Origin of the sequence: Alistipes communis (assembly GCF_006542665.1) — a bacterium.
GTDB lineage: Bacteria > Bacteroidota > Bacteroidia > Bacteroidales > Rikenellaceae > Alistipes > Alistipes communis.
Genome location: NZ_AP019735.1, coordinates 1,847,996 through 1,873,239, shown reverse-complemented (window position 1 = coordinate 1,873,239; position 25,244 = coordinate 1,847,996). Strand labels below are relative to the sequence as shown.

The window sequence follows — 25,244 nt, the reverse complement described above, 5'->3', positions numbered from 1 at the left end:
CCGTAAAGGAATCTTCCCGATTGCGCATACTGCATACGCCTATGCTCTACACGATCGATCTTCAAGGCATGGAGTTCCACGCCTTCCACGGCTGTTACGACCTCGAACAGCGCGTCGGGAACCGTTTCGAGGTGACGCTCTCGATTACGACCGAACTGGGCGGCATCGCCGCGCACGACGCCGTGGAGGAGGCCGTCAACTACCTGACCGTCTACGAAATCGTCCGCGAACGCATGGCCGTCACGCAGCGCACGATCGAGCGCGTGGCGACGAATATCATCGAAGCGTTGCACGCGCGCTTTCCCGCAGTGCGGCACGTGCGTTGCACGGTAGCCAAACTCGCCCCCCCGCTGGGCGGCAAGATCGCCCGCGTCTCGGTGACGCTGGAAGGATAGCCCCGAAACGACGCGGGCGATCGCCGTCGCGGCGTTGCCGGCCCACATGCACGGGACACGCCCGCCCGAAGCAGGGCGCATACTGCAAACAGACGGGAGACCGGCCCGAACGCCGCCCTCTCCCGACGAAGATAGATAGGTGCACCTTTTCCCGCTGCGGCATAGACGGAACAAGTTCTGCGCTGTGCGCGGCTTAACGAAAACGTCAAGCTATGAAGACAACTCATCGGGCCACATTCGGCGGCCGGCTGAGCGCCGTGCTCGTCACGGCGGGCAGCGCCGTCGGATTGGGCAACATCTGGCGTTTCCCCTATGTCGCAGGGGAGAACGGCGGCGGCGCGTTCCTGCTGATCTACATCCTCAGCGTCCTGCTGCTCGGCGTGCCGATCATGCTTTCGGAATTCGCCATCGGACGCAATACCCACCGCAACGCCGTGGGCGCCTACCGCACCCTTTCGAGCCGCTGGTCGATCCTGGGCTACAACAGTATTCTGGCTCCGCTGCTCATCATGGGCTTCTATCTGGTGGTCTCGGGCTGGACGCTGGAATACATGATCCACTCGCTCACGGGCGAATTCACACGCATCAGTACCCCCGAAGCCTACGAATCGCTCTTCAACGCCTTCACGCAGAACCCGTGGAAACCGTTGCTCTACACCGTCGTCTTCACCCTGCTGACGCACGGCGTCATCGCGCTGGGCGTCCAGAAAGGGATCGAACGCTCGGCTCGCATCATGATGCCGCTGCTGCTGTTGATCCTCGTGGTGCTGGCCGTCCACTCCATCCTGCTGCCTGGCGGCACCGAAGGCGTGAAATTCCTCTTCGCTCCCGACTTCTCGAAGGTGACGCCCTCGACGGTGCTCACCGCGCTCGGACAGGCCTTCTTCTCGCTGTCGATCGGTCTGGGCTGCCTGGTGACCTACGCCTCCTATTTCAAGAACGACACCAACATCACGCACACCGCCCTGCAAGTCGCCTTCATCGATACGCTCGTGGCGGTGTTGGCGGGGCTGGTGATCTTTCCGGCCGTTTTCAGCGTCGGCATCGAACCCACGGCCGGCCCCTCGCTGGTCTTCGTCACCCTGCCCGCGATCTTCAACACGCTTCCGCTGAGCATGGTATGGTCGACGATCTTCTTCCTGCTGCTGGTCATCGCAGCCCTCACCTCCACGATCTCGCTGCACGAGGTGCTGACCGTCTACGTGCAGGAGGAGTGGCATCTGAGCCGCCGTGCGGCGGCATGGATCGTCACCGGTGCCTGCATCGTACTGGGTGCAGCCGCTTCGTTGTCGCTCGGCGCATGGCAGTGGTTGCAGCTCGGCGGGAAATCGTTCTTCGACCTGCTGGACTTCGTGACGGCCAACATCATGCTGCCCGCAGGCGGTTTCTTCATCTGCATCTTCACGGGTTGGGTACTCGACCGGCGGTTCATGCCGGCGGAACTGACCAACCATGGCGCGCTGCGCCTGCACCTCTGGCCGCTGCTCGGCATGCTGCTGCGCTGGGTTTGTCCGGTGGTGATCCTGCTGATCTTCCTGGATAACCTGGGAGTGCTCTGATTCGCGACAGCGGTCATACACTTTAAATTTGTCCCTCGGAAAGTCGACTTTTTATTCAGAAAAGTCGACCTTTTCGTATTTTTTCCTATATTTGCAGCCGGAGCGGGTTTTCCCATGCGTCCGCATATCAACGGTTTGCGTTCGGGAAGCGGTTCCGCCCCCCCGAAACGGCGACGAATGCCGAAACACGTCTCCGCGCGAAACGGCTATCGCCCGATGAAGACGAAAGCCGGACAGGGAAAACGGATGTTGAAAATGAAAAAAGACATTTACTGCTTTACATAATTCCAATTTCTAATCTAAATCGATTTTATGAAGAAACTCGTACTGCTCATTTTCACCGTCTGCATGGGGGGGGGAATCGCCGCATCGGCGCAGGAAGTCTCGCAGCAGAAACTGGACTCGCTGAATCAGGCGCTCAGTGACATGTCGGCCCGCGTAAAGGAGACCGAAGCAGCGGAAAGCAACCGCGCGATCTGGAAAGACCGTTCCAAGTATTTCAACCTGAATTACGTCAACCAGAAACTCTCTCCCGACATCGACGGGTGGGACAAACTCGGCGGCGGCGAATTGAAAAGCGACTTCGGTGCGGCGATCGTCTGGGGTAAAACCTACTACCTGCACAAGAAGCCGCTGGCCGGCATGATCAAGTTCGGCATCGACTGGTCGTGGATGGACCTCAACTACGCACAATACAAGGTCGAGGCATACGACTACGACACGGACGAGCTTTACTCCGAAAAGGCCCACCAGCTCGAATACGGTATGCAGATCGGCCCGTCGGTGACGATCAATCCGGTGCACCACCTCAAAGTGAGCGCCTACTTCCGCGTAACACCCTCCTACTCGATGATGTACCTCAACGACGAGTTCTACCATCACTATGCGACCTTCTGCAACACGGGTTTCGCCGTAGCCTGGAAGGTACTCTCGGTCGGCTGCGAATGGCGTTGGGGCAAAGCGTCGTACGACGGTCTGGGTCTCAACCTCGACGATCTGGAAGGCGATTACTCCGACGGCGATTTCAGCGGCGACATCCCCTCGGCGGACGACGTGCTGACCGACTTGCAGGATTTGAAGCTCAAAACCAAATCGTTCCGCGTCTATTTCAGTTTCCGTTTCTAAACGGACACAGGCAACCGGAGACGAGCCGAAAAATCTCCGGAAATGAAATTCACCCCTGCCGCGTGCTGCGGCAGGGGTGAATGCGTTGAAAACGGAACGGCAGGCGCTCTTTTCGACCGGCATGTACGCTACTCCACGGCACGCCGGTTGAGCAACGCATGGGTCAGCGTCAGTTCGTCGACGTATTCCAGCTCGTCGCCGAACCCGATGCCGCGTGCGATGGAGGTGATTTTCAGGTCGGGGAACTCCCGCAAACGGTTCATCAGGTAGAAGAGCGTCGTCTCGCCCTCGACCGAGGTGGAGATCGCCAGAATCACCTCGCCCACGCCGCCCCGGCGAATGCGCTCGACCAGCAGGTCGATTTTCAGGTCGGAGGGCGCGATTCCCTGCATGGGCGAGATGACGCCGCCCAGCACATGATAGAGCCCCCGGTACTGCTGCGTATGTTCGATCGAGAGGACGTCGGCCACCTGCTCCACGACGCAGATCGTCGAACGGTCGCGTTTCGGATCTTCGCAGATCGGGCAGACATCGGTGTCCGACAGATTGTTGCACTCCCTGCAATAACGGATTTCGCGGCGGAACCGGTCGATGCTCCGCGTCATGCCCGCCACGATCGACGGCTCCATGCGCAACAGGTGCATGGCCAGCCGCAACGCCGTGCGGCGGCCGATTCCGGGGAGTTTGGACAACTCCTCCACCACGTCGGTCAGTAATTGAGACATTCGAGAATGAATATCCGCGGCGGCGACCTGAACCGGTCGCCGCCGCGATGCGTTTTCGTTAAATCGTTTCGATCGTGCGGGCCTCGACCCACCCCTTCTTGCCGTCGGCGATGACGATCTCGCGCCAGTCGCCCAGCTCGCTCACCGTGCGGACCTTCGTCCCCTCGTGCAACACGAACAGATCGGTCGACGCCTTGTCGGGCGAACTCTTGACCGAGACCGACGAACTCATCACGACGGCCTCCGTACTGTCGAGCAGCTCGCGCCGCTCGGTCACGGCGAACGAGGTGGAGGCGACGAAGACGAGCAGCATCGCCAGCGTACCGTAGAAACCCGCCTTGCGCCACGCCAGCCTTCCGGCCAGCAGGTAAAGCAGCACGAGCGCGAAGAGCAGCGCCAGCGCCGCCAGCGAGACGACGCTCCACGCAGTGCTCCCGAGCGACATGCGCACCGAGCGCACCCAGCCTTTGAGGAAAAACTCCGGCACGACGGCGATCTTGTCCTTGGTGAAGGTATTGGCCACGTCGAGATTGTAGCGGATGTCCGCATCGCCCGGAGCGAGCCGCAGCGCGCGGTTGTAGTAGAGAATCGCCTTGCCGTAACGCCCCACCTTGAAGTAGGCGTTGGCCAGATTGTAGTAGAGTTTATCGGACGCATAGCCCCGCAGGATCAACTGCCGGTAGGCATCGATCGCCCGATGATAGTCCGAATTGATATAGGCCGTATTGGCGGCGTCCCACACCTGCTCGACGGCAGCCAGCGAGTTGCCGCCGGCCGTCTGCACGGTCAGCGGATCGGTCGTCGCGGCAGCGAGCGAATCGCGGTCGCCCTGCGCCCGCGCAGCAGCGGTAAGACTCAGGAACAGGAGCAGCAGGCTCCAAAATATCCGGCTGGTTCTCATAGCCTCCTATTTTTTAATCACCGATTCGAGTTTCGAAATAAAATCCACCCCTGCGTTGTAGACGTCGCTCATGCGCGCCCCGGCCAACGGCGAGTACTGCGCCTCGTCGCACTGCGAGATGATCTCCGAGAAGCTCTGCGACAACTCCTGCGAAACGCCCCGTTTATTGAGCTCCTCGCGCACGTTCTCCTTCGTCAGATTGGCCACCGGAATGTTGAACTTGTCGCTCATGTAGCCCCACAACGCCCGCAGCATCTCCTCGTAAAAGGCATGGCGGTTCTCCTCCTGCATGAATTTCGCCGCAGCGCGGAACCGCTGTACGGCCACCTTGTTGGCTCGCTTGCCGCGCATGAGCACCGCATTCTGACGGTCGCGGATCCGTTTGCGCAGCGCGACGTATGCCGCCGCGAAGAGTCCCACGATCGCCGCCAGCAGCACGAAATAGAGCGTCCCGCCCATGAACGGCCGCCCCTGCAAATGCAGGTTTCCGCGTCCGAGTTTGATGAAACGGATGTCCTGCCCCAGCAGCTTCACATCCTCCTTCGAAAGACCCGTGACCACCTGCGCCGCTACGCCGCCGCCCGCATCGGGCGCGATGTTGATCGGCAGACGCGCCGTCGAAAGCGTGATATACTGCTTCTTCGCGGGGTCGAAATAGGTGAACTCCACCGGTGCGATCTCGTACTCGCCTTCGGCGCGGGCGATGAACGGGTATTCGAACTGACGGTAGCCGGTCGTACCGGCCGCCGTGGTCTTCATCGACTCGGTCGTCTTGACGTTGTACTGCTCGAACGAACTGGGGAGCGTCAGTTTGGGCGCCTGTACGAACGACAGGTTGCCCGTACCCGAAATCTTGATCGTATAGGTCGCCGCCGAGTTGGCCGCCAGCTCCGTCGAAGGAACGTCGGAGGCCATCGTGAACTTGCCGACGGCACCGCTGAAACTTGCCGGAGCGCCCGCGGGCAGGTCGCGCACCGTCACCTTGACCGGTGCCGTGCGCAGCGAACGGCGCACGTCGTAGACCTCGTGGCCGCCGCCGAAGAAGGGATCGGGATTGGCGCTCTGCACCAACACCTGCGCAACGACGTTCAGCTCGGCGGGTTCGACGGTCAGTTCGCCCGACTGCTGCGGGTAGAGCAGATACTCCTTGATGACCTGCGTCTCGTAGACCTTGCCGTTGTAGCGTTCGCGCTGGGGCTGTGCGTCCTGCTCGATCTCCTGTGCCCAGAAGCCGTTGAACGACGGGAACTTGCTGCCGTTGTCGCCCCGCAGGTTGACGCGGTAGTAGAGTTTGAGCGTCGCACGGATCGGCTCGCCCTTGAAAGCGGTCGTGCGCGACAGAATCATGCGCAGCAGGATGTCGTCCTTCGAGACCTGCTGCACGTCGTCGGCCGACTGGCCGCCCTGCACCGCCTGCTGGCCGCCGCTGCTCTCCGGCGTCTCCTCCACCACCTCGATCGGCAGCGCCTTGGTCTTGTACTGGCTCTTGCCGACCCGCACGGAGGCCGCACCGATGGTGAAGTTGCCCTCCTGCTGCGGCAAAAGCACGTAGGTGATCGTGTAGTTGCTGCTGCGGGTCATCTGCCCGTTAACGATCTGAATCGAACTGCCCTGCGAAAAGGCCGGTCCTGCGATCACGTCGAACCCCTCGAACGACGGGGCCGTGAAGGAACCTTCGTCGGGAGAGGCGTTGAGCGAGAATTCGACGCGCACGGCTTCGCCTTTGGCCACCACCATCGGCGCCTTCACCTCGAAGGAGACCTTTTCGTCGGCCGACGCGACCGTTGCGCCGAATACCGTCAGCAAGGTCAGCATCCACGTATAAACGGTTCGTTTCATTCCGTAATATCGATTGACTGTTGTACTATCTTGGACGTAACGAAAAACAGGCCGTTTTATTGCCTGCGGCACAAAACACACCACAGTCGGCTCCGAAGAGCCGATTGTGGTGCGTATCAGACCTTTTCAGGCATCAGTGCTTGAAGTCGGCGAAGAAGTCGTTGCCCTTGTCGTCCACGATGACGAAGGCGGGGAAATCCTCGACGTAGATCTTGCGGACGGCCTCCATGCCCAGCTCGGGGAAGTCGACCACCTCGACCGACTTGATCGAGTTCTTGGCCAGAATCGCCGCCGGCCCGCCGATCGACCCCAGATAGAACCCGCCGTGCTTCCGGCAGGCGTCGGTGACGGCCTGCGAACGGTTGCCCTTGGCCACCATCACCATCGAACCGCCGTGCGACTGGAACAGGTCGACGTAGGGATCCATACGGCCGGCCGTCGTGGGGCCGAACGAACCCGAAGCCATCCCCTCGGGAGTCTTCGCGGGGCCGGCGTAGTAGACCGGATGCTTCTTGAAATAGTCGGGCATCGGCTTGCCTTCGTCGAGCATCTGCTTGATGCGGGCGTGGGCGATGTCGCGTGCCACGATGAGCGTTCCGCGCAGGTTCAGGCGCGTCTTGATCGGATACTTCGTCAGAATCTCGCGCACCTTGTCCATCCCCTCGTCCAGATCGATGTCGACGGCCGGCGACATGGCAGGCGCCTGCTTCGGAAGGAACCGGGCGGGATTCTTCTCCAACTGCTCCAGGAAGATGCCTTCGGGGGTGATCTTCGCCTTGATGTTGCGGTCGGCCGAGCAGCTCACGCCGATGGCCACGGGGCACGAAGCGGCATGACGCGGCGCACGGATCACCCGCACGTCATGCACGAGGTACTTGCCGCCGAACTGAGCGCCCACGCCGCTCTCCTGGCAGATTTTGAGCACCTTCTCCTCCCATTCCAGATCGCGGAAGCAGCGGCCGCCCTCGTTGCCCGACGTGGGCAGCGCGTCGAGATAACCCGCCGAGGCCTTCTTCACGGTCGAGAGGCACATTTCGGCCGACGTTCCGCCGATGCAGATCGCCAGATGGTAGGGCGGGCAGGCCGAAGTGCCCAGATCCTTGATGTGGGTACGGATGAACTCGGTGAGCGTCTTCTCGTTGAGCAGCGCCTTGGTCTGCTGGTAGAGGAAGGTCTTGTTGGCCGAACCGCCGCCCTTGGTGATGAAGAGGAACTCGTACTCCATGCCGGGGTGGCCTCCGTAGATGTCGATCTGCGCCGGAAGGTTCGTGCCCGAATTCTTCTCGTCGGTCATCGTGAAGGGAACCACCTGCGAATAGCGCAGGTTGCGCTCCTTGTAGGTCTCGTAGACGCCGCGCGCGATATGCTCGGCGTCGTCGGCGCCCGTATAGACGTCCTCGCCCTTGTGGCCGATACAGATCGCCGTACCCGTGTCCTGACAGGTGGGCAGTTCGCCTTCGGCTGCGACGCACTGGTTCAGCAGCATGGTGTAGGCCACGAAGCGGTCGTTGTCGGAGGCTTCGGAATCTTCGAGGATGTTGCGCAGTTTCTGCAAGTGCGAAGCACGCAGGTAGAACGACACGTCGGAATAGGCGGCCTTCGACAACTCCTCCAACCCCTTGGGGTCGACTTTCAAAATCTTGCGGCCGTCGCACTCCACGACTTTCACGTAATCCTTGGTCAACAGACGGTACTCCGTGGTGTCCTCGCCCACGGGGAACGGCTCCTGATAGATGAATTCTGGCATAATTCGCGTTATTTTTTAGATCGTTAAATGTTGAATTCCTTTCCTCGTTTTCTCGCTTCGGCATAGCCTGAACAAGTTCGGCTCTGCACTCGGCTTAACGAAAACGTTCCTTAACATTACAATCGCACCGCACCGGCATTCTTCCCGAAGGAAATCCGCTCTCCGCTTCCCGGCCGCGATGCACGGCACGACGGCGCAAAGCGCCCTCCGCCGGTCTGCGATTTACAGAGGCCAAAGATACGAAAAGTCGAGCGCAGAAGCAAACATTTATGTTTGATTATGCCGAGCGAAGTATCTAAGACGCCGTCGAAGATACGAAATTCTTGCGAAATATCCGCCCGCGCCGCACGCTTTTCAATTTATTAAAAAATATTCCGAATTCCCGCGCGGCGGTTTCTGAATTTTGTTGTATCTTTGCATGAACTCCCATAGAGATTCATTTCGTATCAAATAACTAAAATTTAACGGTTATGGTATCTTACAAAGAACTCGGACTGGTGAATACGCGCGAGATGTTCGCCAAGGCCATCAAGGGCGGTTATGCCATTCCTGCATTCAACTTCAACAACATGGAGCAGTTGCAGGCGATCATTTCGGCGTGCGTCGAGGCCAATTCGCCCGTTATCCTGCAAGTGTCGGCCGGCGCCCGCAAATACGCCAACCAGACGTTGCTGCGCTACATGGCACAGGGCGCCGTGGAGTATGCCAAGGAGCTCAACGGCGGCAAGGGTATTCCGATTACGCTGCACCTCGACCACGGCAATTCGTTCGAACTGTGCAAGAGCTGCATCGACATGGGCTTCTCGTCGGTGATGATCGACGGTTCGTCGCTCCCCTACGATGAGAACGTAGCCCTCACGAAAAAGGTCGTCGAGTATGCTCACCAGCACGACGTGACGGTCGAAGGCGAGCTGGGCGTACTGGCCGGCGTCGAAGACGAGGTAGCTTCGGAGGTCGCGCACTACACCAAGCCCGAAGAGGTGATCGATTTCGTGACGAAGACCGGCGTCGACTCGCTGGCCATCTCGATCGGCACGTCGCACGGCGCCAACAAGTTCAAGCCCGAACAGTGCACCCGCAACGCCGAGGGCATCCTCGTTCCGCCCGAACTGCGCTTCGACATTCTGGCCGAGATCGAGAAGAAACTCCCCGGATTCCCCATCGTGCTGCATGGTGCTTCGTCGGTTCCGCAGGAGTACGTGAAGATCATCAACACGCATGGCGGCAAGCTCAAAGATGCCGTCGGCATTCCCGAGGAGCAGCTCCGCAAGGCAGCCAAGAGCGCCGTATGCAAGATCAACATCGACTCCGACGGCCGTCTGGCGATGACCGCCGCCGTACGCAAGGTCTTCATCGACAACCCCGCCGAGTTCGACCCCCGCAAATACCTGGGTCCGGCCCGCGACGAGTTGAAGAAGCTCTACATGCACAAATGCGAGAACGTGCTGGGTTCGGCAGGCAAGGCTTAGTCTCGTACACGAGACCCTTTATACGAAAAACGTCCGGTTTTCTCTCCGGACGTTTTCTTTTTATTTGCTTTTTCGACATAAAAAACATATATTTACAACCGAAAACGAAACGTTTCGGCCGCGGGTCAAAACGGATAAATCATGAACCGATAAACAACCCATCCTAATTATGAGCGAAAAACATTCAATACATTGTCCGGCACGCGACATCCCCGTCCGCGCCGAGGCGGACGTTCTGGTCGTGGGCGGCGGCCCCGCCGGCATCATGGCCGCCGAGGCGGCTGCGGGCGACGGCCTGCGCGTAATGCTCGTCGAGAGCCGCGGTTTTCTGGGCGGCAACCTTACGATCGGCCTGCCTGTACTCGGATTCCTGGGACACAAGGGAACGCAGATCATCAAGGGCCTGCCCCAGAACTTCATCGACCGGCTGCGTGCACGCGGCGCAGCGAGCGAACACCGTCCCTGCGCCCTGCACATGAGCCTGACGATCATCGACCCCGAAGAGGCCAAGCGCACGGCACTCGAAATCATGGAGGAGAAGGGCGTCGAGGTACTGCTCTACGTCTTCTGCACCGACGTAGTCAAGGAGGGCGACGACGTGAAGGGCGTCATCATCGAGAGCAAGGCGGGCCGCGAAGCGATCTTGGCCCGCACCGTCATCGACTGCACGGGCGACGGCGACGTGGCCTTCCACGCGGGCGTCGAGTGCCGCAAGGGCGACGCCGAAGGCGGCATGCAGCCCCCGACGCTGATGTTCTGTATGAAGGGTGTCGACGTGCAGCGGCTGCGCGACGCGATCGTCCAGCATCCCGACGTCTACGACATGGACACCATGCCGGCCGAGCAGTTCCGCACGGGCAAGTTCATCACCGTCGGCTTGCGCAACCAAATCGAGCAGGCGCGCGCCAAGGGTATCCACATCCCCGTAGCACGCACGATCCTCATCACGGGACTTGCCGACGACGAGATCTGGGTCAACATGACGCGCGTGAACGGCGTCGACTCGACCCGTCCCGAAAGCTACACGCACGGCGAGATCGAGGGCCGCAAGCAGGTCTACGAGGTGGAACGTTACCTGCGCGAATTCGTGCCGGGCTTCGCCGGAGCGCATCTGGAAAAAATCGCACCCTTCATGGGTATCCGCGAGAGCCGCGTGATCGTAGGCAAATACGTCCTCACGGCAGAAGATATTCTCGAAGACCGTCGTTTCGACGATGCCATCGCCGTGGCGGGCTATCCGGTGGACATCCACCACGCCAAGGGCGGCGACTGCACGCTCTACTGGTGCGACGACTGCTACGACATCCCCTACCGCACGCTGATTCCGGCCCATGTAGGCAATCTGCTCGTCGCGGGCCGCTGCTCGTCGATGAACCACGAAGCGATGGCTTCGACGCGCGTCATGTCGACCTGCATGGCGTTGGGCGAAGCGGCCGGACGCGCCGCACGGCTGGCCTTGAAGGCGGGCGTGCAGCCCGCCGATCTCGACGTGGAGGCGCTGCGCGCCGAACTGCGTGCGACGGGCGCCTACCTGCGCGACTGATCCGCTCCGTATAAAATGCGAGCGCGGGGTCCCGATTCCGGAACCCCGCGCTTCGTCGTTACCCCTTGCGCTTGTAACGCGACGGCGAGGTACCCGTATGCTGTTTGAAATACTTTCCGAAGAAGGACTGCGTACTGAAATTGAGGTGGTAGGCGATCTCCTGAATACTCATGCCCGAATATTTCAGCAACGACTTCGCTTCGAGGATGACCGATTCGTCGATCCACTTGGCCGCCGTCTTGCCGCTCACCTCCTTCACCACCGACGAGAGATATTTCGGGGTGATGTTCAACTGCCTGGCATAAAAACTCACGTTCCGCTCCCGCTTGTTGTACTCGCCCAGCAGCTGCATGAACTGGTCGAAAAGCACTTCGCAGCGGCCCTGCTTCTGCTCGCTCGACTGCTCGCGCTGGTTCAACTCGGTAATCAGATAGAAAACCGCCGTGAAAAGCGTGTGGATGATCTCCTTGCGATACCGCTCCTTATCGCTCTGGATCACGGTCTTGATAAGCTGGAAAAACTGCCGGATTTCGGCCACGTCGCGTTCGGTCACCTGCAAACAGGGTTTGCGGCCGAAGCGCATGTGAATGGGCAGCGACGCCGAAATATCGACCTGGATGTCGCTGACGAACGCCTTCGAACAGGCGACCAGATAGGCCGTCGCATCGGACGAACAGCGGATCGTCCGGATGATGCTGCCGGGACGGAAGAATACCAGCATGTTGGGCCGGACTTCATAGGTCTCGGTATCGATGGAGAGCACCGCCGACCCGCTCATCATGATCATCGCCGCGAACCCGTCGAGCGACACGGGAATCTCCGACGTGGGATTGCGCAGATAATCGATGGTCGTAATGGCCAGATCGTCCGACAGAAAAACCGTATCCTGCATCTCCTGCTTCAACCGGGCGATGGACACCTTGCGCAGGTTGTTGGGCTTCACCATAAAACGTAACGAGAGTTCGACGTAACAAATTGTTGACCTTGCCTGCGGATTCGCCGTCATGGATTCACGTCGAACTCACGTTACGGGAACTCCGCCCCGAAATCCATCCCGGCGACCGCCGCGCATCCTCCTCCGACGAGAAAGATTTCCCGAACGTGAATCCCCGGAAGAATCCACATTTCCGGATTTTCGATCTACAATGATACGGAAATTCCCCGGAATTTCCTAAAAAATCCCCTTTTTCACCCCTTAAAAAGTAGCGATCCCCGATTGCGGCGTACAAAACCAACGCACGAGACTCCGGAATCGCCCTCTCCGCCCGGCCGCGCGGGCAGCCGCCGGCAGGCAAAACCGCGTAAAAGGCCGTCGCGGCCGACCGCATCGCCGGAAGATTCCAGACGAACCGGCCCTGCCGCATCCGGAAGATCCGCACCGCCGCCGGAACGATCGACCCGACCGGATAAAAAGGATGCAGGTTGGAAAATCCGATGATTTTCCAACCTGCATTCAATAGTTAGGAGGATCAACGAGTGGAACGGAAGTTCCCGCTCCGCGAAGATTCGAACCGATTGCGGATCGCACCGCCTGCGGAAGGTCGATTCCCTGAACCGGAAATCCCTATCGGAAACCGTACCTCCGCCGAACCGCTCTCACCTACCAACAACACAAACACTTGCGGTCTGCGGAAGATCGAACCGGCCCTTCGCGTACTCTTTCGCTCCTCCTGAACGGTAAGACCGGCTTAGAGCTTCGGACCGGCAGCCACGAGGCTCTTGCCCTCGTCGTTGCCCGTGAACTTCACGAAGTTCTTGATGAAGCGCTCGGCCAGATCCTTCGCCTTGACGTCCCACTCCGAAGCCGACTTGTAGGTATCGCGCGGATCGAGGATCGCGGGATCTACGCCCGGCAGTGCGGTCGGGATTTCGAAATCGAAGATCGGGAGCTTCTTCGTCTTGGCCTTGTCGATCGAGCCGTCGAGAATGGCGTCGATGATGCCTCTGGTATCCTTGATCGAGATACGCTTGCCCGTACCGTTCCAGCCCGTGTTCACGAGATATGCCTTGGCGCCCGACTTCTTCATGCGCTTAACGAGTTCCTCGCCGTACTTGGTGGGGTGCAGCGACAGGAAGGCTGCGCCGAAGCAGGCCGAGAAGGTCGGCGTAGGCTCGGTGATACCGCGCTCGGTACCGGCCAGCTTGGCCGTGAAGCCGGAGAGGAAGTAGTACTTCGTCTGCTCGGGCGTGAGGATCGAGACGGGAGGCAGCACGCCGAATGCGTCGGCCGAGAGGAAGATCACCTTCTTGGCGGCCGGAGCCTTCGATACGGGCTTCACGATATTCTCGATATGGAAGATCGGATACGACACGCGGGTATTCTCGGTCACCGACTTGTCGGCGAAATCGATCTTGCCCTTCGGGCCGACCGTCACGTTCTCCAACAGCGCGTTGCGGCGGATAGCGTTCCAGATGTCGGGCTCGTTCTCTTTCGAGAGATTGATGACCTTGGCATAGCAGCCGCCCTCGAAGTTAAACACGCCGTCGTCGTCCCAGCCGTGCTCGTCGTCGCCGATGAGCTGACGTTTGGGATCGGTCGAGAGGGTCGTCTTGCCCGTACCCGACAGACCGAAGAAGATCGCCGTCTCGCCCTTCTCGTTGGTGTTGGCCGAGCAGTGCATCGAAGCGATGCCCTTCAACGGCAGCAGGTAGTTCATATAGGAGAACATGCCCTTCTTCATCTCACCGCCGTACCACGTGTTGAGGATTACCTGCATCTTCTCCGTGAGGTTGAAGACCACGGCCGTCTCCGAGTTCAGACCCAGCTTCTTGTAGTTCTTCACCTTCGCCTTCGAAGCGTTGAGCACCACGAAGTCGGGTTCGCCGTACTGCTCCAGCTCGGCGTCGGTCGGACGGATGAACATGTTCTTCACGAAGTGTGCCTGCCAGGCCACCTCCATGATGAAGCGGATCTTCAAGCGCGTGTTCTCGTTGGCGCCGCAGAAGGTATCGACCACGTAGAGCTTCTTGCCCGAAAGCTCCTGGCCGGCGAGCTTCTTCAACTCCTTCCATGCAGCCTTCGTCACGGGCTTGTTGTCGTTCTTGTATTCGGGCGAAGTCCACCAGATGGTATCCTTCGTCGTCTCGTCCATCACGAAGAACTTGTCCTTGGGCGAACGGCCGGTATAGACGCCGGTCATCACGTTCACGGCGCCCATGTCGGTTACAACGCCCTTGTCGAAACCGCGCAGGCCCTTCTTGGTCTCCTCGCGGAACAGCTCGTCATACGACGGATTGTACACGATCTCCGTAACGCCGGTGATGCCGTACTTTTTCAAATCCATTTTGTCCATAATTGTATTCGTTATTAAAACCTCTTTATCCAACTCTATCCGGGATTTCCCGGGACTCTCCCGACGAAGGCTCCGCACTCGCGGCAAGTCCCTTTTTTCCCGATGCAAAATTAGTAAAAAAAACGATAATGTGAAAAAATTAACAGTAATTTTTCACAAAATTTAAAAAACCGAGGAGACGAAGCCGGGACACAGCCGGCATCAAGCAGATCGACATGCTGATAACAGCACATTCAGCCCCACGTGAAAACACGCTGTTTCCGCCTTTCCGCAGATGCGGGAAGGGGGGGGGCATTTCCGAAATCCGACGAAAAGCCGAAGCGACGGAACGCCTCGGCTTCCCGATCGGAAAGGGCGGCATCACTCCGCCACCACCGCGATGCAGTTCGTGACGCGCCGTTCGCCCTCGTGGTCGAACCTCCGGTTGTCGGACGGGCGGTTCACGACGCCCGCCTCCTCGCACCAGAGCGTCGACGAACCGCCGCCGTCGAGGTTCAGCGCCGAATACAGCCCCAATTGCCGCACGAGATAGATCAGTTCGCCGATCGTCATACCCGCCGCCTGCCCCGGGAAACGGCCGTCCACGACGATCATCACCGCCTCGCCCTGTCGCGTGACGCCCACGACCGAACGGGGGTGCCGGCCCCAGAAACCGCCCTCGCGATCGGCATACGACAACGCCTCGCCGCGGCAGAGAAGCAGCGGCCCGGCAGCCAGCGCGTCACGGTAACGCCGCGCGAGCCGCGCGTCGTCCGCCGGAACATAGGGTTCGATCCGCACGCGGCGCCCCTTTATCGCCACCACGCCGTTGACGCGGAACTCTTCCCGAGCTTCGGTCGCGGCGACCGTCCGGCCTCCGACACGCACGAACGTCGAGGGAACGAGCGTCTTCACATTGAAATAGCCCGCGTTCACGGCCGCCACGGCCCCCTCCGCCTCGGCCAAAACCGACGTAAGCGTCAGCGAATCCGGCTGTACGATGCGGGTGCGGTATCTTCCCGCGTCATACCTGACCATCGAGATCGCCTGCGGCGCGCCGAACAGTTCGAGTTGCGCCTGCACGGCCACCAGATGCGGCCGCACGCAGCAGGTATCCCAGCGGATCGCGGCGATCGCCAGCGAATCCTGCACGCTTTGCGCACCGGCCGCAACGGGCAGGCACACGAGCAGCCAACCGAGCAGACGTTTCATTCGTTTCGCAGTTTTCATCGTAACCCTTATTTTCCTACAAAATATTCGGAGACTCCGGAACCGTCCGTGTCCCGCGACGTAAAGATACGAAAATCCGAGCGCAGAAGCAAGCGCAAGCTTGATTATGCCGAGACAGAGCATCCAAGGCGCAAACCAAAGATACTCCGCCTCGGCAAAAAGCAAATAAATTTGCATTGCGCTCGGCTTAATCGTATCTTTGTCTCGACGACACGATAATCCGTTCGCTATGGAAGAACTCACACTCACCGTCCCCGCGCTGCTCTTTCCCGCCATTTCGCTGATCCTGCTGGCCTACACCAACCGGTTTCTCTCCTACGCCCAGCTGATCCGCACGCTCAAAGCGCAATACCTCCAACACCGTTCCGACCTGACGGCCGCCCAGATCGACAACCTGCGGCGGCGGCTCTACCTGACCCGCGCCATGCAGATTCTGGGGATCGCCAGCCTGTTCCTGTGCGTCGTGACGATGTTCCTGCTCTACATCGGGCTGCAGCTCGTGGCCGCATACGTCTTCGGTGCGGGCCTGTTGGCGCTGATCGGCTCGCTCGGCGTCTCCATCCGCGAAATCCAGATTTCGGTACGGGCACTCGAAATCTACCTGAACGACATGGAACACTGACGACGATGCGCACCGCGGAATCCGGCCGAACGCCCGACCTCTTCCGGAACCGCCCTGCGGCAGGTCGCAACATCCCCCGACGACCGGAGGCCCGATGCGAAACGGGGCCTTCCGCAAATCGCAGAAAGCCCCGTAATTCCGATCGTCCGCCGCGTCACCGCTCCATTTTACGCAGGAAACATTCGACCGTATTCTCCATCAGACAAGCGATCGTCATCGGCCCCACGCCGCCCGGCACGGGAGTGATGACCGAGGCCAGAGGTTCGACGGCGGCGTAGTCCACGTCGCCGCACAGCTTGCCCGTCCCGGGATCGCGGTTGACCCCCACGTCGATCACCACGGCGCCCGGACGCACCATGTCGGCCGTCACGAAACGCGGCCGGCCGATCGCCACGACCAGGATGTCCGCTTCGCGCGTCACCTCCGGCAGATTTCGCGTGCGGCTGTGGGCGATCGTCACCGTAGCGTTGGCGTCGAGCAGCAATTTGGCCACCGGCAGCCCTACGATATTGCTGCGGCCGATCACCACGGCACGTTTGCCGGCGATCTCCACACCTGCCCGCTGCAACATCCGGATAATTCCTTTCGGCGTGCAGGGCAGCGTGCAGGGCTGTTTGAGCCACAGATTGGCTACGTTGAGCGGATGGAAACCGTCCACGTCCTTCTCGCGGCGGATCGCCGCGATCACCCGATCCTCGTCGATATGCTTCGGCAGGGGCAGCTGCACCAGAATCCCGTCCACGCCGTCGTCGACGTTCAGTTCGCCGATCAGCGCCAGCAACTCCGCCTCGCCCGTCTCCGCCGGGCGGCGGATCGTCGTGTTGCGAATGCCCACCTCGGCCGAAGCCTTGGCCTTGCCCGTCACATAGCTCACGCTGGCCGGATCGTCGCCCACGAGCACCACGACCAGATGGGGCGCCCGCCCGTATTTGGCGGGGAACTCCTTCACCGCCGCCGCCATTTCGGCCTTCATCGAGGCCGACAACTCTTTTCCGCTGATTATCGTCGCCATAGAATCACTTGATTGCTTTCCGTCCGATGTCCGTACGATGGAACAGATTGTCGCACCGCACCTTACCTACTTCCCGATTGCACTTTTCCAGCGCCTCGCCGAGCGTCGGCGCCGCACAGACGACGATCGCCACCCGACCGCCGGCCGTCACGATCCGCCCCTCCTTCGAGGCCGTACCCATGTGGTAGACCGCACCGTCGACCTCGTCCAGCCCCTCGATCACGGCGCCCTTCGCATAGTTGCCGGGATAGCCCTTCGAGGCCAGCACCACGCCCACCGTCGAAAAGTCGTGCCATTCGAGCGGGTGCTCCAGCTCCCAGCCGTCGGCCACGGCCGAGAAGATCTCCACGATGTCGCTTTTCAGGCGCGGCAGCACTACTTCCGTCTCCGGATCGCCGAAACGGGCGTTGAACTCGATCACCTTGATGCCGTCGCGCGTCTTCATCAGGCCGCCGTAGAGCACCCCCGTGAAGGGACACCCTTCGGCGCACATCGCATCGGCGACGGGCTGCATGATCCGCTCCAACGCATACCGTTCGTCCTCCCCGGTCACGAACGGCAGCGGCGAGTAGGCGCCCATGCCGCCCGTATTGGGCCCTTCGTCGCCGTCGTAGGCCCGCTTGTGATCCTGCGCCAGCGCCATCGGATAGACGCGCCGGCGGTCGACGAAACACATGAACGAGAACTCGGGCCCTTCGAGCCAATCCTCGACCACCACCTTGCCGTGCCCGAACTTGTCGTCGAGCAGCATGTCGCGCAACGCGGCATCGGCCTCCTCCATCGTCTGCGCGATGACCACACCCTTGCCTGCCGCCAGCCCGTCGTATTTCAGCACTGCCGGCAACGGACGCGAGGCCACGTAGTCGCGCGCCTCCTCATACGCGGTGAAGGCATGGAACCCTGCCGTCGGGATACCGTATTTGGCCATCAGCTCCTTGGCGAACTCCTTCGACGACTCGATGCGCGCGGCCGCCTTCGTCGGGCCGAAGATCCGCAACCCCGCCGCACGGAAACAGTCGACGATACCCGCCGCCAGCGCCGCTTCGGGGCCTACGACCGTCAGCGTCACGTTGTGCGCCAGCGCAAAATCACGCAAAGCCTCCACCTCCGTCTCGCGGATCGGGACGCACTCGGCCTGCGCCGCGATGCCCGCATTGCCCGGCGCGCAATAGATCGTGTCGATCCTTCCGCTGCGCGTCAGCGCATCGACAATGGCATGTTCGCGGCCTCCGCCGCCCACTACAAGAACTTTCATGGATCGAAATATATCTTTAATTCGGTTTCAAAATCATGCGGTTTCACGTCGCGGCTGCCGTCCCGCCGCACCCGGTTCTTCTCCGGCGGCAGAGCCGAATCCTGCCCGAATAACGGACAGCGGACCTGACCCCGATCTCGTCATCTCAGTGTTTGAAATGGCGCATCCCCGTGAAGAGCATCGCCACGCCCGTTTCGTCGGCCTTGCGGATCGAATCCTCGTCGCGTACCGAACCGCCTGGCTGCACGATCGCCGCGACACCGTTGGCGGCGGCGAGCGTCACGCAGTCGTCGAAGGGGAAGAAGCCGTCCGACGCCATGACCAGCCCCTCGGTCGCACCTTTGGCCTGCGCCTCCTTCAACGCGATCTCGGCCGATCCGATCCGGTTCATCTGACCGGCGCCGACGCCGAGCGTCTGTCCCCCCTTCACCACCACGATCGCGTTCGACTTGACATGCTTGACGATCCGCCAGGCGAACTCCAAGTCGCGCAGCTGTGCAGCGTCGGGACGCGCCTTCGTAACGGTCATCGACGCCTCGACCCGCTTCGTCTCCACGTCGAGCTCCTGCGCCAGCAGACCGCCGTTGACGCTCACGTACTGCATCGGATGCACGTCGCTGCGCGTCATGTCGACTTCGAGCAGCCGCAGGTTCTTCTTCGTGCAGAGCACCTCCAACGCCCCTTCCGAGAACTTGGGCGCCATGATGATCTCCAAAAAAATCGGCTTCATCCGTTCGGCCGCCTCGCGCGTCACCTCGCGGTTGACAGCCACGATACCGCCGAAGATCGACACCTTGTCGGCCTCGTAGGCCTTCGTCCACGCCTCCACGACGTCGCGGCCGACGGCCGCGCCGCAGGGATTCATGTGTTTGAGCCCCACGCAGAAAGGCTCGTCGAACTCGCGCACGATGTTCAGCGCGGCGTTGGCGTCCTGGATATTATTGTACGACAGCTCCTTGCCGTTGAGTTGCCGGGCATGGGCCAGCGAGAAGGGAACCTCCTCGGCCGAGCGGTAGAACTTGGCCGTCTGATGGGGATTCTCGCCGTAGCGGAGCGACTGCACCAGATCGAAATCGAGGAACAGTTTCTCGGGCAGGCCCGCCTGCGCACGCATGTAGGTGGCGATCATGCTGTCGTACTCCGCCGTATGGGTGTAGGCCTTGGCCGAAAGACGCAGACGCGTTTCGACCGAAGTATTGCCCTCGGCGCGCATCTCGTCCAGAATCGCGGCGTAGTCCGCCGGATCGCAGACGACGGTCACGTCGCGGAAATTCTTGGCCGCACTGCGCAGCATCGAAGGGCCGCCGATGTCGATGTTCTCGATCGCTTCGGCCAGCGTAACGCCCTCTTTGGCGATCGTCTGGCGGAAGGGATAGAGGTTCACGCAGACCAGATCGATGAACTCGATGCCGTTGACGCGCAGCGCCTCGACGTGCTCCTCGACGTCGCGGCGCGCCAGCAGACCGCCGTGCACGGCCGGATGAAGCGTCTTCACGCGCCCGTCGCAAATCTCGGGGAAGCCGGTCACGTCGCTGATGTTCAACACCTCGACACCGCTCTCGCGCAACAGTTTCATCGTGCCGCCCGTGGCGATCACCTCCCAGCCCAAAGCCTTCAAATTCTTTGCGAAGTCGACGACGCCCGTCTTATCGCTGACACTTATCAATGCCCTCATTTTTCGTATTTTATGCTTTTACCAATTTATCAATCGTTTCCACGTATAATTCATGCTCCACCTCGTGCACGCGCCGTTCGACCTCGTGCACGTCGTCGCCGTCGTAGGCGAAGGCGCGCTGCGCGATGATCCGCCCGCCGTCGAGCGTGGCGTCGACCCAGTGGATCGTCACCCCGTAGACCTTCACCCCGTAGGCGACGGCCTCCTCGATCGCGTGCGCCCCCTTGAAGGCGGGCAGCAGCGAGGGATGGATGTTGACGATCCGCCCGCCGTAGGCGCCGAGCAGCACCTCCGAGAGGATGCGCATGTACCCCGCCAGACAGACCAGATCGACTCCCACGGCATCGAGCCGCGCGACGATCTCGCGTTCGTAGTCGGCCTTCGAGGCATACTCCTTCGGCGCGAAGGCGAAGCAGGCGATGCCCCGCGCCGCCGCGCGCTCCGTGACGCGCGCCCCGGGCCGGTCGCAGACGACGAGTGCCACCTCGGCCGCGATCGCCCCCCGCTCGCATGCAGCGGCGATCGCCTCGAAGTTGCTCCCTTCGCCGCTGGCGAAAACAGCGATCCGCTTCATCGGCACGCTACCGGATGACGACCCCTTCGGAGTCGGTGACACGTCCGATGACCGACGCCTGCTCTCCGTGCGACGCGAGGATGTCGACGGCCTTCTGCGCCTCCTCGGCGTCGAGCGCGATGACCATGCCGACGCCCATGTTGAAGATGTTGAACATCTCGCGGTGGGCGATCTTTCCGTACTTCTCCAGGAAGCGGAACACGGGCAGGATCTCCCACGTCCCCTCCTCGATGGCGATGCCCTGCCCCTCGTGCAGGATGCGGGGAATGTTCTCGTCGAATCCGCCGCCGGTGATGTGGCTGATGCCGTGGACGTCGCACCGGCGGATCACGTCGAGCACCGGCTTCACATAGATTTTCGTCGGGGTGAGCAGCACCTCGCCCAACGTGCGGTTACTCAGTTCGGGATAGACCTTGTTCAGTTCCAGTCCGTTGTCCGACAGCACCTTGCGCACCAGCGAGAAGCCGTTGGAATGGACGCCCGACGAGGCGATCCCGACCAGCACGTCGCCGGTCTTGACCTTCGACCCGTCGATGAGCCGGCTGCGTTCGACGACGCCCACCGTGAACCCCGCGATGTCGTACTCGCCGCCTTCGTACATGCCCGGCATCTCGGCCGTCTCGCCGCCTACGAGCGCACAGCCCGCCTGACGGCACCCCTCGGCCACGCCGCAGACGATGCCCTCGATCTTGACCGGTTCGTTGTGCCCCACGGCCACATAATCGAGGAAAAAGAGCGGCTCGGCACCCTGAGCCAGCACGTCGTTGACGCACATCGCCACGGCATCGATGCCGATCGTATCGTGTTTGTCCAGCGCGAAGGCCAGTTTGAGCTTGGTTCCCACGCCGTCGGTACCGCTTACGAGCACCGGCTCCTTGACTCCGAGAGCCGCCAGATCGAACATGCCGCCGAAGGCGCCGATCGTACCCATGACGCCCGTGCGCGCCGTCGAAGCGACGTGCTTCTTGATGCGGCGGACCACCTCGTAACCGGCTTCGAGATTCACGCCGGCCTTCTCATAACTTTCTGCCATATCGTTTTTTCTGTTTTTCGTTTGACATTTGTCGCGCGAGGAATACCCCGCTAACGGTTCTTGTCCTCCTTGCGGCCGATCTCGGCGGCATGTTCGTAGAGCGCCGTCGGATAACGGCCCGTGAAGCAGGCCATGCACATCTCCTTGCGGTTGCCGGCCCTCAGCAGCGCTCCCTCCGAGAGGAAGGCCAGCGAGTCGGCCTCGATCTGGCGGCATATCTCCTCGACCGAACAGCGGTGGCCGATCAACTGGTCGCAGGTCGAGGTGTCGACGCCGTAGAAGCAGGGATGGGTCATCTTGGGCGATGCGATGCGCACGTGCACCTCCTTCGCGCCGGCGGCCTTGAGCAGCCGCACGATGCGCAGCGAAGTCGTACCGCGCACGATCGAGTCGTCGATGAGCGCCACGCGCTTGCCCGCCACGAGCGACCGCACGGCCGAAAGTTTCATCTTCACGCCCTTCTCGCGCATCGCCTGCGACGGCTGGATGAAGGTACGGCCGATGTAACGGTTCTTGACCAGCCCCATTTCATAGGGGATGCCGCTGGCCTCCGAGTAACCGATCGCGGCCGAAAGGCTCGAATCGGGCACGCCGATCACCACGTCGGCGTCGGCCGGAGCCTCCTCGAAAAGGAGCCGGCCCGACTCCTTGCGGAAGGCGTGGACGTTGCAACATTCGATGTCGCTGTCGGGGCGCGCGAAATAGATGTACTCCATGGCGCACATGCAGTTGCGCTTGTACATCGAATAGTCGCGGCTGCGGATGCCGTTGCGGTCGAGCGTGACGATCTCGCCCGGATTGACGTCGCGCACGAACTCTGCGCCCACGATGTCCAGCGCGCAGGTCTCCGAGCTGACGACCCAGCCGTCGTTGAGCCGGCCGATCGACAGCGGACGCAGGCCGTATTTGTCGCGGCAGGCGTAGAGCCGGTTCTCGGTCATGATCAGGAAGGCGAACCCGCCTTCGAGCATGTTGAGCGCATCGATGATGGCGAAGATGCGGTGCTCCGAGCTGTGCTCCTTCTTGATGAGGTGCGCGAGGATCTCGCTGTCGGAGGTCGAGTGGAAGAGGCTCCCCTTGTCCTCCAAGTAACGCACCAGCTCGCGTGAATTGACGAGGTTGCCGTTGTGCGCCAGCGCGAAATCACCCGTATGGTGCCGGAAGACGAAGGGCTGCACGTTCTCGCGGCCGCCGCCCCCTGCCGTCGAGTAGCGCACATGGCCGATGGCCATGCGGCCGTGGAGCGTCGAAAGGTTGTCGCCGTTGAAGACCTCGGTCACCAACCCCTCGCCCTTGACCGACGCGAGGCGGCCCTCCTCGGCACTGACGATGCCGCACGCCTCCTGGCCGCGGTGCTGCAAGGCATGAAGGCCGTAGTAGACGATTCCCGGCGCATCGTCCACGCCGAAGACGCCGAAGACGCCGCACTCCTCGTGCAGGGAGTCGAAAGGCAATTCATTCATATCGTGATTCCTCCTGTATTAGTTAATCCGAAAACGAAAACCGGAGCGGGAACCCACCCCCGCCGTGTCGCTCCTCTATTTTTTCAAAGCCTCCAAACGGGCGAGAATCTCCTCGTAGGCCTCGCGCACGCGCCCCAGGTCGCGACGGAAACGGTCCTTGTCGAGCTTCTCGTTGGTCGTCTTGTCCCACAGACGGCAGGTGTCGGGCGACACCTCGTCCGCCAGCACGATCTGCCCGTCCGACGTGCGGCCGAACTCGATCTTGAAGTCCACCAGCGTGATGTTCATGCGGTCGAACAGACCGGTCAGCACCTCGTTGATCTTGGCCGTCATGTCGTAGATCCGTTTCAGTTCGTCGTAAGTCACTACGCCCAGCGCCACGGCGTGATGGTCGTTGATGAGCGGATCGCCCAGCTCGTCGCACTTGTAGCAGATGTCGTAGATCGTGTTCGACGGTCTGAGCCCCTCTTCCAGCCCCAGCCGCTTGGCCATCGAACCGGCCACGATATTGCGCACGATCACCTCCAGCGGGATGATCTTCACGCGGCGGCACAGCTGGTCGCGCTCGTTGAGCGTAGAGATGTAGTGCGTCGGAATGCCCGCCTCTTTCAGATAGCCGAAAATGATCGTCGAAATCTTGTTATTGAGGACGCCCTTGCCCTCGATGGTCGCCTTCTTGATGTTGTTGAAAGCGGTGGCGGCATCCTTGTAATGCATCAGGATCACATCGTCGTCGTCCGTGCGGAAAACCTGTTTCGCCTTACCCTCGTAAAGCATTTCGAGCTGTTTCATAATTTGTTCTATTTTTTGAAGTTATTGTTTTCTCGCTTTTTTCAGATCGAAGTCCACCACGATCGGCCGGTGATCCGACGGGTGCCAGAAATTCGACAGTTTCTTCGGATCGCGCACCGGCTCGGTATAGTCGTCGCGAACCACTTCGGCGCGCGTCACGCAATCGTAGAGCGCCGGCGTGCAGTAGACGAAATCGATACGCTTTTCCGAATGAGTCGTCGTCTGGAACCGGCCGGGATGCTGTCGGGCGATCACGTCGACGTAGGGCGTATGTTCGAGCACGTAGTCCTGCGTCAGCAGCCGCGGATCGTCCTCCGGACATTTGTAGAACCAGTTGTCGAGCCGCGACCACGAGTTGTTGTCGCCCAGCATCACCCAAAGCTCTTCGGCGGCACGGGGAGCGGTGCCGATCGTATGCCGGCAGATATACTCGATCTCCATGCGGCGGTAACGGTCGCCCTCGTGCGCGTCGCGGCTCGCCGCCACGTCGGTCGCCCGGTAGGCGTAAGCCTGCGGCCACAGATGCAGCGTCACGATATTGACCGTGCGACCGTTCTTCACGATGCGGGCCCACCCCGCGCCGTGCGTCACCACGCTGTCGGGCTCCTCGCCCACGATCCGCTCGACGTTCTCGATCGGGTATTTCGAGGTAATCACCTGCGGGAAATTGTCGCGGTGACCGCCCACGTACCAATACTTGTGGCCGTAACGCGCCGCCAGTTCGCCCCAGTTGCCGACCAGATAGCGGTCGGCCTCCGGCATCCTGTCGGCCGTGCCCGAACGGTAGATCGACTGCGCCTCGCACCACACGCAGACGTCGGCGTCGAACTCCTTCACCCACTCCACGAAGCGGTCGTAATTGTCGTCCTGCCCCGACCACATGCCGTTCTGGATGTTCCAATAGAGCAGCCGCAGGTCGGAACCCGACGGACGCTTGGCGGCGCAGGGAACCGACGTAGCGATCGCAGCGGCGCAAGCCGTCAGGCAGAAAAGGATTCGTTTCAGGTTCATGC

Annotated in this window: 21 protein-coding genes; 6 read left to right on the top strand and 15 right to left on the bottom strand. The window is 61.0% G+C overall.

Features of this window, described 5'->3' with window-relative positions:
* Positions 1-41: 41 nt before the first annotated feature.
* From folB to FMF02_RS07750, 3 genes are all read left to right on the top strand, one after another.
* Positions 42-395: a dihydroneopterin aldolase gene (folB, locus tag FMF02_RS07760; RefSeq protein WP_019130322.1), complete on the top strand. Its 354-nt coding sequence runs from the start codon at positions 42-44 to the stop codon at positions 393-395.
* A gap of 212 nt (positions 396-607) precedes the next feature.
* Positions 608-1,954, top strand: coding sequence for a sodium-dependent transporter (locus tag FMF02_RS07755; RefSeq protein ID WP_141412714.1), 1,347 nt, complete (start codon positions 608-610; stop codon positions 1,952-1,954).
* A gap of 312 nt (positions 1,955-2,266) precedes the next feature.
* Complete coding sequence (locus FMF02_RS07750) at positions 2,267-3,079, top strand: hypothetical protein (protein ID WP_141412713.1); 813 nt, start codon at positions 2,267-2,269, stop codon at positions 3,077-3,079.
* 128 nt (positions 3,080-3,207) lie between these two features.
* Here FMF02_RS07750 and recR read toward each other — a convergent pair whose 3' ends face one another.
* The 4 genes from recR to FMF02_RS07730 all read right to left on the bottom strand — a co-directional run bounded on the left by recR (position 3,208) and on the right by FMF02_RS07730 (position 8,291).
* The gene (recR, locus tag FMF02_RS07745; protein ID WP_141412712.1) at positions 3,208-3,804 is read right to left on the bottom strand and encodes a recombination mediator RecR; all 597 of its coding nucleotides are present in this window, start codon (positions 3,802-3,804) and stop codon (positions 3,208-3,210) included.
* Between the two features lie 58 nt (positions 3,805-3,862).
* On the bottom strand, positions 3,863-4,705 hold the full coding sequence (locus tag FMF02_RS07740) for a tetratricopeptide repeat protein (RefSeq protein ID WP_141412711.1): 843 nt from the start codon (positions 4,703-4,705) through the stop codon (positions 3,863-3,865).
* 6 nt (positions 4,706-4,711) lie between these two features.
* The gene (locus FMF02_RS07735) at positions 4,712-6,544 is read right to left on the bottom strand and encodes a BatD family protein (RefSeq protein ID WP_394344394.1); all 1,833 of its coding nucleotides are present in this window, start codon (positions 6,542-6,544) and stop codon (positions 4,712-4,714) included.
* 133 nt (positions 6,545-6,677) lie between these two features.
* Positions 6,678-8,291 (bottom strand): fumarate hydratase, encoded by a 1,614-nt coding sequence (locus FMF02_RS07730; protein WP_019130329.1) that lies wholly within the window; start codon positions 8,289-8,291, stop codon positions 6,678-6,680.
* Between the two features lie 470 nt (positions 8,292-8,761).
* Here FMF02_RS07730 and FMF02_RS07725 point away from each other — a divergent pair, with 470 nt between their 5' ends.
* Positions 8,762-9,760, top strand: coding sequence for a class II fructose-bisphosphate aldolase (locus FMF02_RS07725; RefSeq protein ID WP_019130330.1), 999 nt, complete (start codon positions 8,762-8,764; stop codon positions 9,758-9,760).
* 169 nt (positions 9,761-9,929) lie between these two features.
* On the top strand, positions 9,930-11,303 hold the full coding sequence (locus FMF02_RS07720; protein ID WP_179952755.1) for an FAD-dependent oxidoreductase: 1,374 nt from the start codon (positions 9,930-9,932) through the stop codon (positions 11,301-11,303).
* Between the two features lie 58 nt (positions 11,304-11,361).
* Here FMF02_RS07720 and FMF02_RS07715 read toward each other — a convergent pair whose 3' ends face one another.
* The 3 genes from FMF02_RS07715 to FMF02_RS07705 form a co-directional block, all read right to left on the bottom strand.
* Positions 11,362-12,249, bottom strand: a complete 888-nt coding sequence (locus FMF02_RS07715) for a helix-turn-helix domain-containing protein (RefSeq protein ID WP_019130332.1) — start codon at positions 12,247-12,249, stop codon at positions 11,362-11,364.
* Between the two features lie 742 nt (positions 12,250-12,991).
* Positions 12,992-14,596 carry a phosphoenolpyruvate carboxykinase (ATP) gene (gene pckA / locus FMF02_RS07710; protein WP_019130334.1) on the bottom strand — a complete coding sequence of 535 codons (1,605 nt, stop codon included), beginning with the start codon at positions 14,594-14,596 and terminating at the stop codon, positions 12,992-12,994.
* Between the two features lie 360 nt (positions 14,597-14,956).
* Positions 14,957-15,787: a phosphodiester glycosidase family protein gene (locus tag FMF02_RS07705; protein ID WP_162502284.1), complete on the bottom strand. Its 831-nt coding sequence runs from the start codon at positions 15,785-15,787 to the stop codon at positions 14,957-14,959.
* A 247-nt stretch (positions 15,788-16,034) separates the two neighbouring features.
* Between FMF02_RS07705 and FMF02_RS07700 the strand changes: the two genes are divergently transcribed.
* Positions 16,035-16,427, top strand: coding sequence for a DUF2721 domain-containing protein (locus FMF02_RS07700; protein WP_141412708.1), 393 nt, complete (start codon positions 16,035-16,037; stop codon positions 16,425-16,427).
* 154 nt (positions 16,428-16,581) lie between these two features.
* Here the strand turns inward: FMF02_RS07700 and folD are convergent, their stop codons facing one another.
* The 8 genes from folD to FMF02_RS07660 all read right to left on the bottom strand — a co-directional run bounded on the left by folD (position 16,582) and on the right by FMF02_RS07660 (position 25,242).
* Entirely contained in the window at positions 16,582-17,439 is an 858-nt protein-coding gene (gene folD / locus FMF02_RS07695; protein WP_141412707.1) for a bifunctional methylenetetrahydrofolate dehydrogenase/methenyltetrahydrofolate cyclohydrolase FolD, read from the bottom strand.
* Positions 17,440-17,443: 4 nt separating this feature from the next.
* Complete coding sequence (gene purD / locus FMF02_RS07690; RefSeq protein ID WP_141412706.1) at positions 17,444-18,694, bottom strand: phosphoribosylamine--glycine ligase; 1,251 nt, start codon at positions 18,692-18,694, stop codon at positions 17,444-17,446.
* Between the two features lie 145 nt (positions 18,695-18,839).
* Entirely contained in the window at positions 18,840-20,369 is a 1,530-nt protein-coding gene (purH, locus tag FMF02_RS07685) for a bifunctional phosphoribosylaminoimidazolecarboxamide formyltransferase/IMP cyclohydrolase (protein WP_141412705.1), read from the bottom strand.
* Between the two features lie 10 nt (positions 20,370-20,379).
* Positions 20,380-20,943: a phosphoribosylglycinamide formyltransferase gene (purN, locus tag FMF02_RS07680; RefSeq protein ID WP_141412704.1), complete on the bottom strand. Its 564-nt coding sequence runs from the start codon at positions 20,941-20,943 to the stop codon at positions 20,380-20,382.
* 7 nt (positions 20,944-20,950) lie between these two features.
* A complete protein-coding gene (gene purM / locus FMF02_RS07675; RefSeq protein WP_019130341.1) occupies positions 20,951-21,976 on the bottom strand; it encodes a phosphoribosylformylglycinamidine cyclo-ligase in 1,026 nt (341 codons plus the stop codon).
* A gap of 50 nt (positions 21,977-22,026) precedes the next feature.
* Positions 22,027-23,439 (bottom strand): amidophosphoribosyltransferase, encoded by a 1,413-nt coding sequence (gene purF, locus FMF02_RS07670; protein ID WP_019130342.1) that lies wholly within the window; start codon positions 23,437-23,439, stop codon positions 22,027-22,029.
* 75 nt (positions 23,440-23,514) lie between these two features.
* Entirely contained in the window at positions 23,515-24,231 is a 717-nt protein-coding gene (gene purC / locus FMF02_RS07665) for a phosphoribosylaminoimidazolesuccinocarboxamide synthase (protein WP_019130343.1), read from the bottom strand.
* Positions 24,232-24,252: 21 nt separating this feature from the next.
* Positions 24,253-25,242: an endonuclease/exonuclease/phosphatase family protein gene (locus FMF02_RS07660; RefSeq protein WP_141412703.1), complete on the bottom strand. Its 990-nt coding sequence runs from the start codon at positions 25,240-25,242 to the stop codon at positions 24,253-24,255.
* Between the last annotated feature and the right edge of the window lie 2 nt (positions 25,243-25,244).